13 protein-coding genes are annotated in these 15,567 nt (G+C 61.9%); 9 read left to right on the top strand and 4 right to left on the bottom strand.

Annotation, left to right across the window (positions count from 1 at the left end; genetic code table 11):
* Positions 1 to 555 (bottom strand): LysR family transcriptional regulator (locus NKJ06_RS16530; protein ID WP_352810241.1); only part of this gene is annotated, 555 nt, incomplete at its 3' end.
* Positions 556 to 658: 103 nt separating this feature from the next.
* Between NKJ06_RS16530 and NKJ06_RS16535 the strand changes: the two genes are divergently transcribed.
* A complete protein-coding gene (locus NKJ06_RS16535; RefSeq protein ID WP_352629380.1) occupies positions 659 to 1,183 on the top strand; it encodes a DUF8737 domain-containing protein in 525 nt (174 codons plus the stop codon).
* Between the two features lie 130 nt (positions 1,184 to 1,313).
* Here NKJ06_RS16535 and NKJ06_RS16540 read toward each other — a convergent pair whose 3' ends face one another.
* Positions 1,314 to 1,991 (bottom strand): MIP family channel protein, encoded by a 678-nt coding sequence (locus NKJ06_RS16540; protein WP_352629378.1) that lies wholly within the window; start codon positions 1,989 to 1,991, stop codon positions 1,314 to 1,316.
* Between the two features lie 313 nt (positions 1,992 to 2,304).
* On the opposite strand from NKJ06_RS16540, the gene NKJ06_RS16545 reads away from it, so the two are divergent.
* The 3 genes from NKJ06_RS16545 (at position 2,305) to NKJ06_RS16555 (ending at position 4,833) form a co-directional block, all read left to right on the top strand.
* The gene (locus NKJ06_RS16545) at positions 2,305 to 3,594 is read left to right on the top strand and encodes an RsmB/NOP family class I SAM-dependent RNA methyltransferase (RefSeq protein WP_352629376.1); all 1,290 of its coding nucleotides are present in this window, start codon (positions 2,305 to 2,307) and stop codon (positions 3,592 to 3,594) included.
* Between the two features lie 140 nt (positions 3,595 to 3,734).
* Positions 3,735 to 4,193, top strand: coding sequence for a PaaI family thioesterase (locus NKJ06_RS16550; protein WP_352629374.1), 459 nt, complete (start codon positions 3,735 to 3,737; stop codon positions 4,191 to 4,193).
* Positions 4,194 to 4,197: 4 nt separating this feature from the next.
* Complete coding sequence (locus NKJ06_RS16555) at positions 4,198 to 4,833, top strand: 5'-methylthioadenosine/S-adenosylhomocysteine nucleosidase (RefSeq protein WP_352629664.1); 636 nt, start codon at positions 4,198 to 4,200, stop codon at positions 4,831 to 4,833.
* Positions 4,834 to 4,845: 12 nt separating this feature from the next.
* Here the strand turns inward: NKJ06_RS16555 and NKJ06_RS16560 are convergent, their stop codons facing one another.
* Positions 4,846 to 5,163 carry a hypothetical protein gene (locus NKJ06_RS16560; RefSeq protein ID WP_352629372.1) on the bottom strand — a complete coding sequence of 106 codons (318 nt, stop codon included), beginning with the start codon at positions 5,161 to 5,163 and terminating at the stop codon, positions 4,846 to 4,848.
* A gap of 86 nt (positions 5,164 to 5,249) precedes the next feature.
* On the opposite strand from NKJ06_RS16560, the gene NKJ06_RS16565 reads away from it, so the two are divergent.
* From NKJ06_RS16565 to NKJ06_RS16575, 3 genes are all read left to right on the top strand, one after another.
* Positions 5,250 to 5,753, top strand: a complete 504-nt coding sequence (locus tag NKJ06_RS16565; RefSeq protein ID WP_352629370.1) for a MarR family winged helix-turn-helix transcriptional regulator — start codon at positions 5,250 to 5,252, stop codon at positions 5,751 to 5,753.
* A gap of 55 nt (positions 5,754 to 5,808) precedes the next feature.
* Positions 5,809 to 7,371, top strand: a complete 1,563-nt coding sequence (guaA, locus tag NKJ06_RS16570) for a glutamine-hydrolyzing GMP synthase (protein WP_352629368.1) — start codon at positions 5,809 to 5,811, stop codon at positions 7,369 to 7,371.
* A gap of 275 nt (positions 7,372 to 7,646) precedes the next feature.
* A protein-coding gene (locus NKJ06_RS16575; RefSeq protein ID WP_352810242.1) for an IS3 family transposase occupies positions 7,647 to 8,836 on the top strand; the annotation gives its coding sequence in 2 pieces (ribosomal slippage) (positions 7,647 to 7,899 and positions 7,899 to 8,836; 1,191 coding nt in all).
* Between the two features lie 185 nt (positions 8,837 to 9,021).
* Here the strand turns inward: NKJ06_RS16575 and NKJ06_RS16580 are convergent.
* Positions 9,022 to 10,611 (bottom strand): caspase family protein, encoded by a 1,590-nt coding sequence (locus NKJ06_RS16580; protein WP_352634232.1) that lies wholly within the window; start codon positions 10,609 to 10,611, stop codon positions 9,022 to 9,024.
* A gap of 54 nt (positions 10,612 to 10,665) precedes the next feature.
* Here NKJ06_RS16580 and NKJ06_RS16585 point away from each other — a divergent pair, with 54 nt between their 5' ends.
* Both NKJ06_RS16585 and NKJ06_RS16590 read left to right on the top strand, forming a co-directional pair.
* The gene (locus NKJ06_RS16585; RefSeq protein ID WP_352634171.1) at positions 10,666 to 11,391 is read left to right on the top strand and encodes a glycosyltransferase family protein; all 726 of its coding nucleotides are present in this window, start codon (positions 10,666 to 10,668) and stop codon (positions 11,389 to 11,391) included.
* 228 nt (positions 11,392 to 11,619) lie between these two features.
* Complete coding sequence (locus tag NKJ06_RS16590; protein ID WP_352810244.1) at positions 11,620 to 15,414, top strand: beta strand repeat-containing protein; 3,795 nt, start codon at positions 11,620 to 11,622, stop codon at positions 15,412 to 15,414.
* The last annotated feature ends 153 nt before the right edge of the window (positions 15,415 to 15,567 follow it).

Raw genomic sequence — 15,567 nt, forward strand, 5'->3', positions numbered from 1 at the left:
GCCATGGGGCTCGAGATCGTCCGGGCGGCCGACGACCAGGAACGGGAACGATGGCGGCAGCCGCACCGCGATCATGTCGGGTGCGATGAACTGGCCGAGGCGGATGCCGGCATCGAACCCGCCGGTCGCGAGATCGACCATCTCGTCGCTCGCGGCGATCTCCAGTTCGATCTCGGGATAGGTTCGGCAGAACGACGCGATCATCGGCTCCAGGATCAACGGCACGACGGCGCGGGGTACGGACAGGCGCAGCAGCCCGGTCGGCCGTTGACCAACATCGCGCGCGGCCTCGCCTGCCGCGACGAGTTCCTCGAAGGCAGGGCCTGCACGTTCGAGGAACCGCTGGCCAGCCTCGGTCAAACCGACGCTTCGCGTCGTGCGCACGAACAGCGCCGCACCCATGCGGGCTTCCAGCGTGCGCACCGCCTGGCTCACGGCGGACGGCGTCACACCGAGATCCGCGGCCGCACGGCGGAAGTTACGGCGCCTGGCGACGGCCAGGAACACCTCGATGCCCTCCAGCGCACCATGCCGGACTGTGTAGTTCTGCTTCATAGGTTGTTGTGATTACACCGGATGGTCGAATTATGGAAGCTGGCTTAGGTAACCGGCTGAAACTGGGAGGTCGCGTGAACCAGCTGCCGACAGGAGGTTAAAAATGTCCACGGAAATTCTGTTCCAAACCCATCTCGTTCTAGGCTACGTCGCGTGGCTGCTCTGCTTCGGCGCCTACGGTCTGCCGTGGCTGAACTCAATGGACCGGGTCGCGGCGCAGCGGGCCATCGCCACTCTGCACAGCTTCCGCTTCTTCGGGCTCGTTTTCATCCTGGCGGGCGTCGTCAGCCCCGATCTCCCAGCCCACTTCGCCGTGTTCGCCGCCTACGGTGACTTTGCAACAGGGCTGCTGGCGATGCTGGCGCTGCTCACGGTGAGGCTGCCTCGGCTCTTCTGGCCGTTCGTCGTCACCTTCAATCTCGTAGGCACAGTCGAGCTCGTCGTCGACTATTACCACGCCATCCAGGTAGGCCTTCCTGCACACGCGGAGCAACTTGGCGCCGCCTATGCGATCCCGATCATCTACGTACCGCTGCTGATGATCACGCACGTAGCCGCATTCTATTTTTTGGCGCGTCCTCACCAGAACACGACTCGCGCCATCGCAGACGGTGCGACTGCTTCATAGGGCATCCGGAGGTCCGTTTTCGGGTCCTAACGACGACCGGCCCGGCTATGCCTTTGACGAAAATATCATCCACCAAAGTAAAAGGCGCGGGACTGGCCCGCGCCCTTTTCCTCATTCAGGCTTTCGAAGCTCAGTCCTTCTCGAAGATTCGAGCCTTGGCGACGACGCCGGCGATGGCGCCGCCGATCAACGGTGCGACGATGAACAGCCAGAGCTGGCCGATCGCGGCAGTGCCCGAAAACAGCGCAGGGCCGATCGAGCGGGCCGGATTGAGCGACGTGCCGGTCACCGGGATGATGGCGAAATGCAATCCTGCCAGCGTCAGGCCGATGACCAGCCCGGCGAACGCCGTCGAGTGCTTTTCAGCCGTGACGCCGAGGATCACGGTGACGAAGGTGAAGGTGCCGATCACTTCCCACAGGAACGCCGAGCTGACGCCCCATTTGGCCACGTCCCAGCCATTGGCGCCGAAGCCGCCGGTGTGTCCGCCGACCTGGCCGGAGACGATTATCCACAACGCCAGCGAGGCGAGGATGGCGCCGATGACCTGCGCGATCCAATAGGGGATGACGTCCTTGGCCGGCAGCCGGCCGGCAAGGAAGACGCCGAGCGTCACCGCCGGATTGAGATGTGCGCCCGAAATCGGGCCGATCGCGTAGGCCGCAGCAATGAGGCCGATGCCGAACGCCAGACCGATGCCTTCCTGGCCAAGCGGCAGCGCACCGCCGAAGCCGCCTGTCACCACAGAAGCCGTACCGATGAATACCAATAGAAATGTGCCTAGAACTTCCGCCAGATAAGTTTTCATTGCCCTCTCCTCGTAGCGATCCGCCGGTCCGCCTTTTCTGCGCCGCGAATCATGGCGCCAAGAGTATTCTCAACGGAAAAACTTGGGAAGCAGAGCGGTTGCGCCACATGCCGTGCTTGCAGTCGCCAGTCACGAACATTAGAGACCTTTCATCTACTGGTCGATCTGCTGCTGCCGGCCGAGGGCGTTTACTGACGGGGTGGCTGGCCAGAGTTTGGATTGCCTCATCGTCGCCAGACGGAAGCGGGGTTCAATCCAGGCGTGAAAAGCTCTAAGAGCAGGCTGAGATGTGCTCGATATGATGGAATGACGAATGCGACTGGGCGGACGGCTGGCTGCGGCCATCGAAGTGCTTGAAGACATCGGCCGGCGCCACCGGCCGGTGGCGGACGCGCTGAAGGATTGGGGCCTGTCGCATCGCTTCGCCGGCGGCGGTGACCGCGCGGCGATCGGCAACATCGTCTATGACGCCTTGCGCCACAAGCGTTCCGCCGGCTGGCTGCTGGGCGAGGACACGCCGCGCGCCATCGGCTTTGGCGCGCTGCTGCTCGAATGGGGCCAGACCGCACAATCGCTCAACGACGCGCTCGATGGCGACAAGTTCGCACCGCCGCTGCTGACTGCCGACGAGCTTCAGGCAATCGCCGGGCACCGGCTCGCCGGTGCGCCGGACGCGGTGCGGGCCGACATACCGGATTGGTGCGAACCGCTTTTCGAACAGGCCTTCGGCCCCATTTGGGTCGACGAGGGCGCTGCGCTTGCGACACGCCCGCCACTGGACCTCAGGGTCAACACCTTGCAGGCCAATCGCGACAAGGTGCTGGCCGAACTGTCGGGAACCGGCGCGAAACCCGCGGCAATCGCCCCGCAGGGTATCCGCATTCCGCCGATCGACGGCGACGGCAGGCACCCGAACGTGCAGGCCGAGCCGGCCTTCCAGAAAGGCTGGTTCGAGGTGCAGGACGAAGGCTCGCAAGTGGTAGCTGCCCTTGCCGGAGCCGAAGCCGGCATGCAGGTGCTGGATTTCTGCGCCGGCGCCGGCGGCAAGACGCTGGCGCTGTCGGCTTCGATGGGCAATACAGGCCAGGTCTTTGCCCACGACGCCGAAAAGGCGCGGCTGGCGCCGATCTTCGACCGCATCCGTCGTTCGGAAAACCGCAATGTCCAGATCGTCACCAAGCCGGCCGAACTCGCCCCGCTCGGCAACCACATGGACATCGTGCTGGTCGACGCGCCCTGCACCGGCAGCGGCACCTGGCGGCGCCGTCCCGACGCCAAATGGCGGCTGACGCAAAGACAGCTCGATGCCCGCAAGGGCGAACAGTCGGCGATTCTCGATGCCGCCAAGGCCTATGTCAGACCCGGCGGCCTGCTGGTCTACATCACTTGCTCGGTCTTCCCTGAGGAGAATGGCGAGCAGGTCGCGGCCTTCCGGGACCGCAACAGCGGTTTTGTCCCGGTCGATCATCGCGCGCTTTGGGACAGCTGTTTTCCCGGTCATGAGGCAGCCGCACGCATCGGCGCCAAAGGGGACATTTCGCTGTCGCCGGCGCTGAGCGGCACCGACGGGTTTTACTTCTGTGCGTTGCGCAGGTCGGCTTGAACCCATTGGATATCGCCAATCCCTGATGAATGCGTATCCCTAGCCGGCAGACGAGACTGATTGTTGCAGTGCAGCAAAAGCATTTGCCTGCCACCCATGCCTCTGCAATAAGCTTATCCGCATAAAGGAAAGCAGCGGCCATGGCAGCAAAGATCGTACCCGCCCCGGACTATGAAGACCGCGTCAGGACCTCCTTCGCGCGCCAGAACGCGATGGCCACGATCGGCGCCGAACTGACGCTGGTGACGCCCGGCATCATCGAGATCGAGATGCCCTATTCGGTAGCACTCACCCAGCAGCACGGCTTCCTCCACGCAGGCGTGATTTCGATCGCGCTGGACTCGGCCTGCGGCTATGCGGCGTTTTCGCTGATGCCGGAAAACTCCGGCGTGCTGACGATCGAATTCAAGGTCAATCTGCTGGCGCCCGGCCGGGGCGAGCGCTTCCTGTTCCGCGGCTCGGTGACCAAACCCGGCCGCACCATCATCGTCGCCGACGGCCAGGCCTATGCCTTCGCCGCCGACGGCGAGGCCAAGCTGATTGCCACCATGACCGGAACGATGATGACGGTGGTCGGGCGTGACGGCATCGAAGGCTGATCCGATGGGCAATGTTGCGCGGCTAGGCGGCAAGGACGTCCTCTTCGTCATGGCGGCGCAGGCCGAATACGGCCCGCACCTCAAGCGGCTGTTCACGCCATTGATGACAGGCGTCGGGCCGGTCGAGGCCGGCGTCAGGCTCGGCGCCGAACTCTCCTGGCTGAAGTCGCGGAAGGCGCTGCCGGACCTCGTCGTGTCGCTCGGCTCGGCCGGCAGCCGGACGCTGGAGCAGACCGAGATCTACCAGGCGGTCTCGGTCAGCTATCGCGACATCGACGCCTCGCCGCTCGGTTTCGAGAAAGGGGCGACCCCGTTTCTCGATCTGCCGGTGACGGTGCCGCTGCCCCTGCGAATTCCTGGAATCAAGGAAGCGACGCTGTCGACCGGCGGCGCGATCGTTACTGGCGCGGCCTATGACGCGATCGCCGCCGACATGGTCGACATGGAAACCTTCGCTTGCCTGCGCGCCTGCCAGCTGTTCGACATCGCGCTGGTCGGGCTGCGCGGCATTTCCGACGGCGCGGCGGATCTCAGGCACGTCAACGACTGGACCGAATATCTGCATGTCATCGACGAGAAGCTCGCCGGGGCGGTCGGGCTGCTGGAACAGGCAATCGGCGACGGTCTGCTCGGCGCCTGACCGCAGATCGGATCAAGCCGCCAAGCTCGCTGGATCGCCGAAATCGATGCGCGAAATACGCCCGCGCACGGCGCCGTTTGCATCGACATAGTCGATTGCTCCCGGCGAATGATCGAGTTTCCAGGAGCCGGTGGGACCGTCCTTCCATTCGACTTTGTAGCCATCGTCGAGCAGCGTCCAAAGCCCATGGAAAAGGGTACCATCCGGCAGCAGCATATGCGCCCGGTTTTCGTTTTCGTAGTGGATGAAGGCGTCCTTGCCGCCCATGTCGATGACATGCGTGGTGCCAATCATGATAACGGCCAGCGTGTTCTTGTCGAGAATTGTCATGGTTCCCTGTCCACATGCTTGAGTTCGAAATAGCCTCGACGGCATGAGCATCGTCAAGTATCTTGACTATATGGAGCCTGGAGTGAATGGTCAAGGAGCTTGACGAAAAAGCCGAAGCGCTGCCCGATCACGTCGGCTGGCGGCTATGGCAGGCAAGCCGTGCCTGGCAGGCCGAATTCGCCGCGGCGATGCGGGCCGCCGGTCACGGCTGGTTCACCGAAGCGCGCGCCGGACTGCTTGGACACATCACCAGGGCTGGCATGCGCCAGTCGGCCTTGATTGAACGCTCGGCAATCTCCAAGCAGGCGATCCAACAACTGCTCGACGGCCTCGAGGCGGAAGGCATCGTCGAGCGTCTGGCTGATCCGCAAGATGGCCGCGGCAAGCTGGTGCGCTACACCCGCAAGGGGCTGGATGCCTTGCGAGACGGCGATCGTATCAAGATGGAGATCGAGCGCCGCTATGTCGGTCGCATCGGCGAGGAGCGGTTCACTGCGCTGATGGGTGCTCTGCGGGCGCTTGCGGCCGGAGGGGCTGCTGCAATGGATGAAGACGCTGGCGCTGAAGGTGAAGTCGTGGAATCGAAGTGACAGCCAGGCCTCGCAACCCATTGCGCCGACTCATTTCTTTCTCTAAACGCTCGCCATGAAAACAGCCAATCATCCCCACACCATCCTGATTGTCGATTTCGGCAGCCAGTTTACCCAGCTCATCGCCCGCCGCATCCGCGAGGCCGGCGTGTTTTCCGAGATCGTGCCGTTCCAGTCGGCCGAAGCGGCATTCAAGCGCATCAATCCGAAAGCCGTCATCCTGTCCGGCGGCCCGGCTTCGACCGGCGACATCGGCAGCCCGCGCGCGCCGCAGATCGTCTTCGACGCCGGCGTGCCGGTGCTTGGCATCTGCTATGGTCAGATGGCCATGTGCGTGCAGATGGGCGGCGTCGCCGAAAGCTCCGACCATCGCGAGTTCGGCCGCGCCTTCGTCGAGATCGAAAAGGACAGCCCGCTGTTCGAGGGCCTGTGGGCACCCGGCCAGCGCCACCAGGTGTGGATGAGCCATGGCGACCGCGTCATCTCCTTGCCCCAGGGGTTCGAAGTGTTCGGCAAGTCGGAAGGCTCGCCCTTCGCCATCTTCGGCAACATCGAGCGCAAGATGTACGGCATCATGTTCCACCCCGAGGTGGTGCATACGCCCGATGGCGCCCGACTGCTGCGCAACTTCGTCCACAACATCGCCGGCATCGAGGGCGACTGGACCATGCGTGCCTACCGCGAGCACGCCGTCGAGGCCATTCGCAAGCAGGTCGGCAAGGGCAAGGTCATTTGCGCGTTGTCGGGCGGCGTCGACTCCTCGGTCGCGGCACTGCTGATCCATGAAGCGGTCGGCGACCAGCTGACCTGCATACTTGTCGACCACGGCCTGATGCGCAAGGACGAGGCCGCGGGCGTGGTGGCGATGTTCCGCGAGCACTACAATTTGCCGCTCATTCTGGTGAACGCATCGGACCGCTTCATCGGCGCCCTGGAGGGCGAGTCGGACCCGGAGAAAAAGCGCAAGACCATCGGCCGGCTGTTCATCGAGGTGTTCGAGGAGGAGGCCAAGAAACTCGGCGGCGCCGAATTCCTGGCGCAGGGCACACTCTATCCCGACGTCATCGAAAGCGTTTCCTTCACCGGCGGCCCGTCGGTGACGATCAAGTCGCATCACAATGTCGGCGGCCTGCCCGCGCGCATGAACATGCAGCTGGTCGAGCCCCTGCGCGAACTGTTCAAAGACGAGGTGAGGGCGCTCGGCAAGGAGCTCGGTCTGCCCGAGAGCTTCATCGGCCGGCATCCATTCCCAGGTCCGGGTCTCGCCATCCGCTGCCCCGGTGGCATCACCCGCGAAAAGCTGGAGATCCTGCGCGAGGCAGACGCCATCTATCTCGACGAGATCCGCAAGGCCGGCCTCTACGACGCCATCTGGCAGGCCTTCGCCGTGCTGTTGCCGGTGCAGACGGTTGGCGTAATGGGCGACGGCCGCACCTACGAATTCGTCTGCGCTTTGCGCGCCGTCACCTCGGTCGACGGCATGACGGCGGATTTCTACCACTACGACATGGCCTTCCTCGGTGCGGCCGCCACCCGCATCATCAACGAAGTCCGCGGCATCAACCGCGTCGTCTACGACGTAACCTCGAAGCCGCCGGGAACAATCGAGTGGGAGTGATTCAGACCTGCCCAAACGCTGCCGAAAATACGCCAATCTGCGACGTAACGTACTGAAAAAAAATAAATCCTTTCAGGGACAATCAGCGACTACGTTGAAGCTTGGGCGCCTCCCGAATGGCGCGGACGTCAGTTTTATGATGATGCCCGACGGAACTCTGGCCGGAACCTATACGCTCGCCGGCCAGACCCACACAGGCCTGTTCATCATGACCTGCCACTGAGAATTTCCTCCATCTGAGATTAGAGTCCGGGCCTTGATTGAAGGACGGACTGATGAAGAGAAAGCGGTTTACGGAAGAGCAGATCATCGCGGTTCTGCGCGAGCATGAGGCGGGTGCGAAGGCGGGCGATCTTGCCCGTAAGCACGGGGTCTCGGAGGCGACGCTGTATAACTGGAAGGCCAAGTATGGCGGGATGGACGTCTCTGACGCCAAGCGGCTGAAGGCTCTGGAAGACGAGAACGCCAGGCTGAAGAAGCTGCTCGCCGACCAGATGCTGGAAGCCTCGGCATTGCGCGAGCTTCTGTCAAAAAAATGGTAGGGCCCGCCGCCAAGCGCGAAGCCGTCGCTCATCTGCAGGCCGTCATGGGCCTATCGGAGCGTCGGGCCTGTTCCTTCGTCGGCGCCGATCGCAAGATGATCCGCTACCAGTCTCGCCGACCGCCAGAGACGGAGCTGCGTAGTCGGCTGCGTGACCTCGCCAACGAGCGCCGGCGTTTCGGCTATCGACGCCTGTTCGTCCTTCTGCGGCGGGAGGGCGAGGCATCTGGGGTCAACCGTATCTACCGTCTTTACCGCGAGGAAGGCCTGACGGTGCGCAAGCGCCGGGCAAGGCGGCGAGCGGTCGGCACGCGGGCGCCAATCCTAGTCGAGGCAAAGCCGAACGCGCGCTGGTCGCTGGATTTCGTGCATGACCAGTTCGCCTGCGGCCGGAGGTTCCGCGTGCTCAACATCGTCGACGACGTGACGCGCGAATGCCTGGCCGCGATCCCGGACACCTCGATCTCCGGCCGTCGGGTTGCCCGTGAACTGACGGAACTGATCACCCACCGCGGCAAGCCGGGCATGATCGTCTCCGACCACGGCACCGAGTTCACGTCGAACGCCATCCTCGCATGGTCGAAGGATCACGCGATCGAATGGCATTACATCGCGCCGGGCAAGCCGATGCAGAATGGTTATGTCGAATCCTTCAACGGTCGCATGCGCGACGAGCTGTTGAACGAGAGCCTGTTCTTCGGTCTCGACCACGCCCGAAGCGCCATCGCCGAATGGAGGGAGGACTTCAACACCGCCAGGCCACATTCCTCGCTCGGCTACCAGACCCCGGCAGCCTATGCCGAGGTCATTACCGCAACCGGCTCCGACGCTGTGCTGATGGAAGGCTCCGCGCCTCCGCCGGTTGCTCAACCCGCGCCACAAGGCGTAACAAAAACGGTCGAGGCTCTAATCGCAGCTGGATGACAGTTCAGTGGCAGGTCAATCAGACAATGATCAAAGAAGATACGGTCGCGCTCCCCCGGTTTGATCCGCTCCCTATAGCGGTCCTTCAAATGCTCCGATGCCTTTGCGTCATAACCGCTGCGCTCAGGAGCGTGGCGGCTTCCCACAACAAGGGCGGTAAGGAAGCGCGCCTGACTGCCCGCATCCTAAAACACGCCACCAATGCCTATGCCCGCACCAATGTCCGGCGGGGGCGCTGCGGGGCGTTGCGGGGCGGCCTGTGAGCGTTTCGCAGCCTTGCGGCTGGGACTGGTTCGCGAGGGGCCGTCATCCGACGCTACTTTAGCCGGCTTGGCCCTTACGATGACCGGCTGCTTGCAGATTCTGCCGGAGCGCAGAAACAGATCGCCGAGCAGTCCGACGGTCGGCTCGGTCGTCGATGCGACCTGTTTGGTATTTTTGTAATAGTCGGTGAGGGCGCGGATGGAGCCCGTGCCCCAATCGCCATCAACCTGCATCCGGTAGCAACCCAGGCGACGAAGTTCCGTCTGGATGCTGCGTGCAAGATCGCCCGTCTTGTCTTTTTGCGCTTCGCCCGCCGATGCGCCGACAATCAAGGTTTCGAGGCCGGAGACGACGCTCTGGCGAGCGACTGCAACGCTTTCAGTTGGAGACAGATTGGCGACCTGAGTGCCGACCGGCTCTGCTGAACCGCCTGACGGTGCAGGAATCTCGACCGACCGCAACGTCTGCCCGACGATCAGCACGGCGGTCTGCAGGTCGTTGGAGGCGAGCTCGATCTGCAGCTTCTTCTTGGCCTCGGGATCGGACAGGATGCGCGACAGGCTGGCGCTCAACTGCGCCGGATCGAGCATTTGTTGTTCTGTGAAATAGAATTGTTCACGCAGGTTCGACTGGTCCCACGGGACCTGGCGGCCGACGGTGAGCGCCTCCGTCTCGTTGCGGACGCGGATCATCATGTCCGAAATGCTCAAGCCGGGGATTTCGACATTTTTCAGAAGCGCCGTGGTGAACGGGCTGTTTTCACCGGTACCGTCGACAGTGACGTTGCCGGGCTGGGTCGCGAAGGCGACAAACGTGTTTTCGCCGACCTCGACCTGCGCCAGACCGTTGGAGATGTTGACGCCGCTACCCAGCGGATTGTTGCGGCAGGCATCAAGGAAGATGAAGGTCTGACGGTCGCGACTGGCGAATTTGGCGATCACATCGTTCAGCTTGACGGCGTGCGCCGTCAGCTTGTCCAGGTTTTCCGGATCGGGCGTATCGATCGGCAGCAGGTAGTTTTCGCCTTGCACCTGCATGCCGTGGCCGGCGTAGAAGATCAGCACGGCGCTGCTTTCGGGCAGCTTGGCCTCGGCGTCGTGGAAAAGCTTGGCGAATCCATCGGTGGTGAGATCAGTTCCGGTCAGAACCTCAAAATTCAGCCGCTTCAGGCTGTCGGACAGTTTCGTCGCATCGTTCACCGCATTGGCGAGGTGCTCGAGACGCTTGCTCTGGTAGTTCGTGTTGCCGATGATGATCGCCAGCCGGTTGCGCGGCTGTGGCGAGGCGTTCTGCTCGACCGCGGCGCGAACGCCGACCGTGCTCAGGATCACGAAAAGCACGAGCAGCGGGATGCACAAGAAGAATCCGTGGCGATGGGTCATATCGGCATGCTCGTTCCAGCCTGCGTCAATCCTGGTCTTGCAGCCTTCGAACGCACCACACGCAAACACAGCCTGGGCGTTTGGACTCCGTGCCGCCAAAGGCCAGCAGATTTTTATACCAAGTATCATGTCAAAGATAGGAAAAAGGGATTTGTATGCAGTCACTGGACTGTGGAGGATACGATGCCAATCAAGATCAACCTTGCGCTGCCGGTTTACGGAGCAGCCTACAAAAGCGTGTTCGTCCGCAGCCTCTTCGCGGCCCTGACCCACAACAGCCTGTCCAGCTACGCTTTCACGTTGTCGGAAATCGAGTACACGGATATCCCGTTTTCCCGGAACTATCTGCTGACGAATTTCTACTACAACAAGCCGGATTGCAGTCACATCCTGATGATCGACAGCGACATGGGCTTTTCGCCCGATCTCATCGCTGCGATGCTGGCGCTGGACAAGCCGGTGGTCGGCACCTTGTATCCCCGGCGCCGGATCGATCTCCGAAAACTCCACTCGCTGTCGACACTGCCCTTCGACAAGGCTCTTGCACGGAGTCTGGAGTTCGTCGGAACCATCATCGAACCCCGGCAGGAGATGGGCGGCTTTGTCCGGGTATCGCTATGTGGCACGGGTATCTTTTTAGTTTCCCGCGACTGCGTTACCAGGATAATCGAGAAACTGCCCGAAACGGTGAACCGATCGCGCTACAGAAACAACAAATACGCCCCACAGTTCAAGAGCTTTCTGACTCCGTTTTCAAAGATCGTGACGCCGGACGTGGATTTGCCTACCGATTTTTCTTTCTGTCACCGCTGGGCGCAGCAGTGTGGCGGCGAAATATGGGCAAGCTACGACCGCAAGGTTGCTCATGCGGGAGACCTGACCGTTTCGGCAGCCTATTCTGACCTCTAAATGTTCCTTTGAACGGGTGTGCGAGCAGTTCGATCCGAGTTTTCGAGAGTGACCTTGTCGCCACAGATGGCCTTATAGTGGCCTGAGGCGAACGCCTAACCATTGCCGCAGAGCAGCGCGCCGCGTACACTGTCAAGCAAGTCAACGAGCCCCATCAGATGGGTCGGTGACCTTACTTTAGTTTGCCTTATTTTGTGACGGTATCGATTTCTCGTAAGGTGGGGTCGAATGAGAGTGCCGCGCGAGGCCTATCAGTTGGCGGGTGTTTCGTTGTTTGCGTTAGCGGCAGCGTCCACGTTCCAAATATCTGGCGCGGCAGCCTGCTCCGCTACGGCGAGCGGTAGCGCTACAACGGTCGGCTCGGGCATCTCGGCTGTAACGACGTTCGAAACGACGTCGGTCAGGGTCGACTGCAACACAGCTGGGATTGTCCAGGACGTCAGCGGCGTATTCGCGACAGGGTTCGAGGGTTATCAAGGGCAAGACAACAGCTCGTCGACCGTCGTCGTCAATGATTACGACGGCAATGGCGACGACCTTGTAAACATCTTTGGCGGCATCCTGAACAACAGTACGCCTACGCCTAACGTAAGTGGCCTGCCGCCGGTAACGTCGTCGGTAACGACCTCCTTGCAGCCGGGAGCAGGGACCCTCCAGCTCCTTGGCGGCAACGACAAGTTTGAGATGTCCGATGGGGTTTTCAACGGCGAGCCGTTTGCGCCGCAGGTCGATGCCAATCTCGAAACCGGGGCTGGCGATGACACGGTCATCATCCGCAGCGGCAGCATTCTGGGCATCGACCTTGGTGAAGGCGTAAATTCGCTGCAGATGACCGGCGGTGTAATCGACGGTTCAGTCATCAGCGGAGATGGCATCGACACCATCACCATAGGCGACGATGCAAGCGTCGCCGATGGCGACGGCGGCATTATCGCCGGATCTGTTTTCACCAATGGCGGCGCCGACATCGTCACGGTCAAGAGTGGCGCCATAGTTGCCGGCGATTCGGAAGGAGGGAGTGCCGTCGGGCTTGGCGACGGCGACGACCAGTTCACCATGACCGGTGGCATCCTCGACGTTAGTCTGAGCGGTGACGGTGGCAACGACACACTGGATATTAGTGGTGGCACGATCCATAGCTACGTGACAGGAAACGCAGGCGACGACCGGATCACGATCAGCGGCGATGCCACAGTCGATTTCGATATCGATGGAGATATCGGAAACGATACCATAACGGTCGGCGGCAAAGCCACCATCGGCGGCAATATATTCGGCAACGATGGCAACGACACCGTCAACATCAACGGCGGAACCATCGGGACAACCACGGCGCCGGGCCGCGTCGATCTCGCCGACGGCGCCGATATTTTCAACATGACCGCAGGTCACATAACCGGTTCGGTATTCGGCGAAGGTGGCGGCAACAACTATGACGTGAGCGGCGGTAGGATTGACGGTTCGATTTTCGCCGGCAGCCAGAACGACAACGTCACGGTCTCAGGCAACGCCAGTATCGGCATCGACCTTGGCGAGAGTGGGGACGGCACCGATTCTGTCGGCCTGGAGGATGGCGACGACAGCTTCCTGATGACCGGCGGCACACTCGGCGGCGCCGTGAGTGGCGGCGCCGGCAACGACACGATCGATTTCCGCGGCGGCACGATAAATGGTTTCATCGAAGGCAATGACGGCAACGACCAGATTTTCGTATCCGGCGGCATTCTCACAGATGAAATCATCGGTGACCTAGGCAACGATACGATCACCATCAGCGGCGGAACGATCGCCGGGCCGGTTTCCGGCAATGACGGTGATGACCATATCAGCATCTCGGGCGGCACCATTGGCACAGCCGCCGTGCCGACCCAGGTCGATCTCGGTACCGGGGTCAATACGTTCGACATGAGCGGCGGCACGGTCAACGGATCTGTTTTCGGGGAAGGCGGCGGCAATACCTATGCGATCAGCGGCGGCACGGTCACCGGATCGCTGTTCGCCGGCGACCTCAACGACAGCGTCACGATTTCGGGTACCGCCAACATTCAGGGCAATGGCCTCGGCGTCTTCGCGGTTGTCGTGCCGAGTGGTACCGTAGCATTGGAAGATGGCAACGACACGTTCAACATGTCCGGCGGCATGGTCGGCGGTTCGGTCACTGGCGACGATGGCAACGACACCATGACGGTCAGAGGCGGCGCCGTCACCGGGAACGTCTCCGGCGATGACGGCAACGACACCGTCACGGTCTCCGCCGGCACGGTTGGCGGCAACGTCAGCGGCGGCGCCGGCTTCGACAACGTCTCGGTCATCGGCGGCACCATTACTGGCGGCATCGAAGCCGAGCATGTCCATCTGTCCGGCGGCACGATCGGCGGTGACATCACTGGCCTCGGGCCCGACACGCTCGTCATCGACGGTATCGGCACGGTCGATCCGCTCAATCTGAGGGATGGCGTGCTGTTTAGTGGAACGAATGCCAATGGCACTGTCGCCGACACCGATCTCGCGGCCGGCGGCAAGAGCCAGAACTTTACGGGCTTCGACAATTTCTCGGCCGACAATTCCACGCTGCGCTTCAGCGGCGGCACGCAAGGCATCAATCAGCTCAACCTCGGCAACGGCTCGACGTTGTTCATCAACGGCAACGTCACCATGCCGGGTTCGATCATCGCGACGAATTCGCTGATCGACATGACGGACGGTGCCGCCAACGACGTGTTGACGCTCGGCGGCCTCACCCTCAACGGCGCCCGCATCGGCCTCGACATCAACCAGCAGACGGTGCAGTCGGATCAACTGGTCGCCGGCGCGTTCTCGGCCACCGGCGTCAACACAATCATCGTCAACCTGCTCGGCACGCCGCAATTCACCCAGGCGACCGACATCCCGCTCATTGTTTCGACGAACGGTCCGGTCACCGGGACGTTCAGCGTCGCAGGTGTTCCCGGCACACCGGGTTCGCTTTTCACCTATCAGGTCGTAACCGGCCCGAATGGCGGCTTGTTCCTGCGTGCTACGCCAGCCAATTTCGGCATTGCGGCGTCGCCCACCAGCGCCACCAACGCCGGCGCGGTCGCCGTGGCAATCGACGCTCTTTACGGCATAAACCGCGACGCGCTCGATTCCGATCTCCATCTCTCGCCCGGATCGGGATCTGGAATGGTGCCGGTTTCGGCGAGCTTCGGCGTCTTTGCCTCCGGCCAGTTCGCCCATACCGAGCATCACGGCTACAACATCGCCGGCGGCGGTTTGAATGGCCCCGGCCCGAGCTTCGATGCCAATGATTTTTCGGCCGCCATCAGTCTGGATTTCAATGCCGCCAAACACTTCCAGTTCGACAATGAGTATGGCCTGAACATCGGCATTTTCGCCGGCTACGCCTCGACCGATGTCAACCTCGGCGCGTTCCAGGGATTTGACGCCATCGGCGAAGGCACCAACAAGGCTGGCATGTTCGGCGGCTACGTGTTGTTTCGCAAGAGCGTCGACTATGCGTTGGTCTCCGCCTCCGGCTTCATCGGCGGAAGCGACGTGACGAACGGCGTGCTCGGCACCACCGGCAGCTATGACACCAAGGGCTATGCGGTCACGGGATCGGTCGGCCACATCTTCATGCTGGGCGAACGTACCCGTTTCGACCTGCGCGGCGGCCTGCTTGGCGTTTCGTTCCGCGGCGATCCCTATACAGACAGCGGCGGCAATGAGTTCGGCAAGAGCCAGCTTTCTTTTGGCGCGATCAAGCTCGAGCCCGGCATCTACGGCGATTACAAGCTAAGCAACGGCATGGTGTTCAGCCCCTATGCGCGGGCCGAATTGCAGCAGCGTTTCGGTTACAAGAACACCACCGAAATCGACACCAGGAAGGTCGCCTTCGACGATGCCGATTTTTCCGCCGCGCTGTCGACCGGCTTTAACCTGAAGGTGTCGGACTCGACCACCGTCAACGGCGAAGTCCGTGGCAAGGCGTCTTCAGACAGTACCACCATCGGCGCCAAGTTTGGACTGAAGATCGCCTTCTAGCCAGTGTGGCGTGGCCGGATTATGGACTGGCCAAGCACTCCAGCCGAGACGCTCGCCAAGCGAGAGCAAGTGTTCTATGCTCTCCATCGGCACCGCATGGTCGTGATGTCGAGACGGAAGTCTGTTGTCGTAGAGCAATTCCAGGAAAAGTGT

Origin of the sequence: Mesorhizobium sp. M0293 (assembly GCF_040321735.1) — a bacterium.
Taxonomy (GTDB): domain Bacteria; phylum Pseudomonadota; class Alphaproteobacteria; order Rhizobiales; family Rhizobiaceae; genus Mesorhizobium.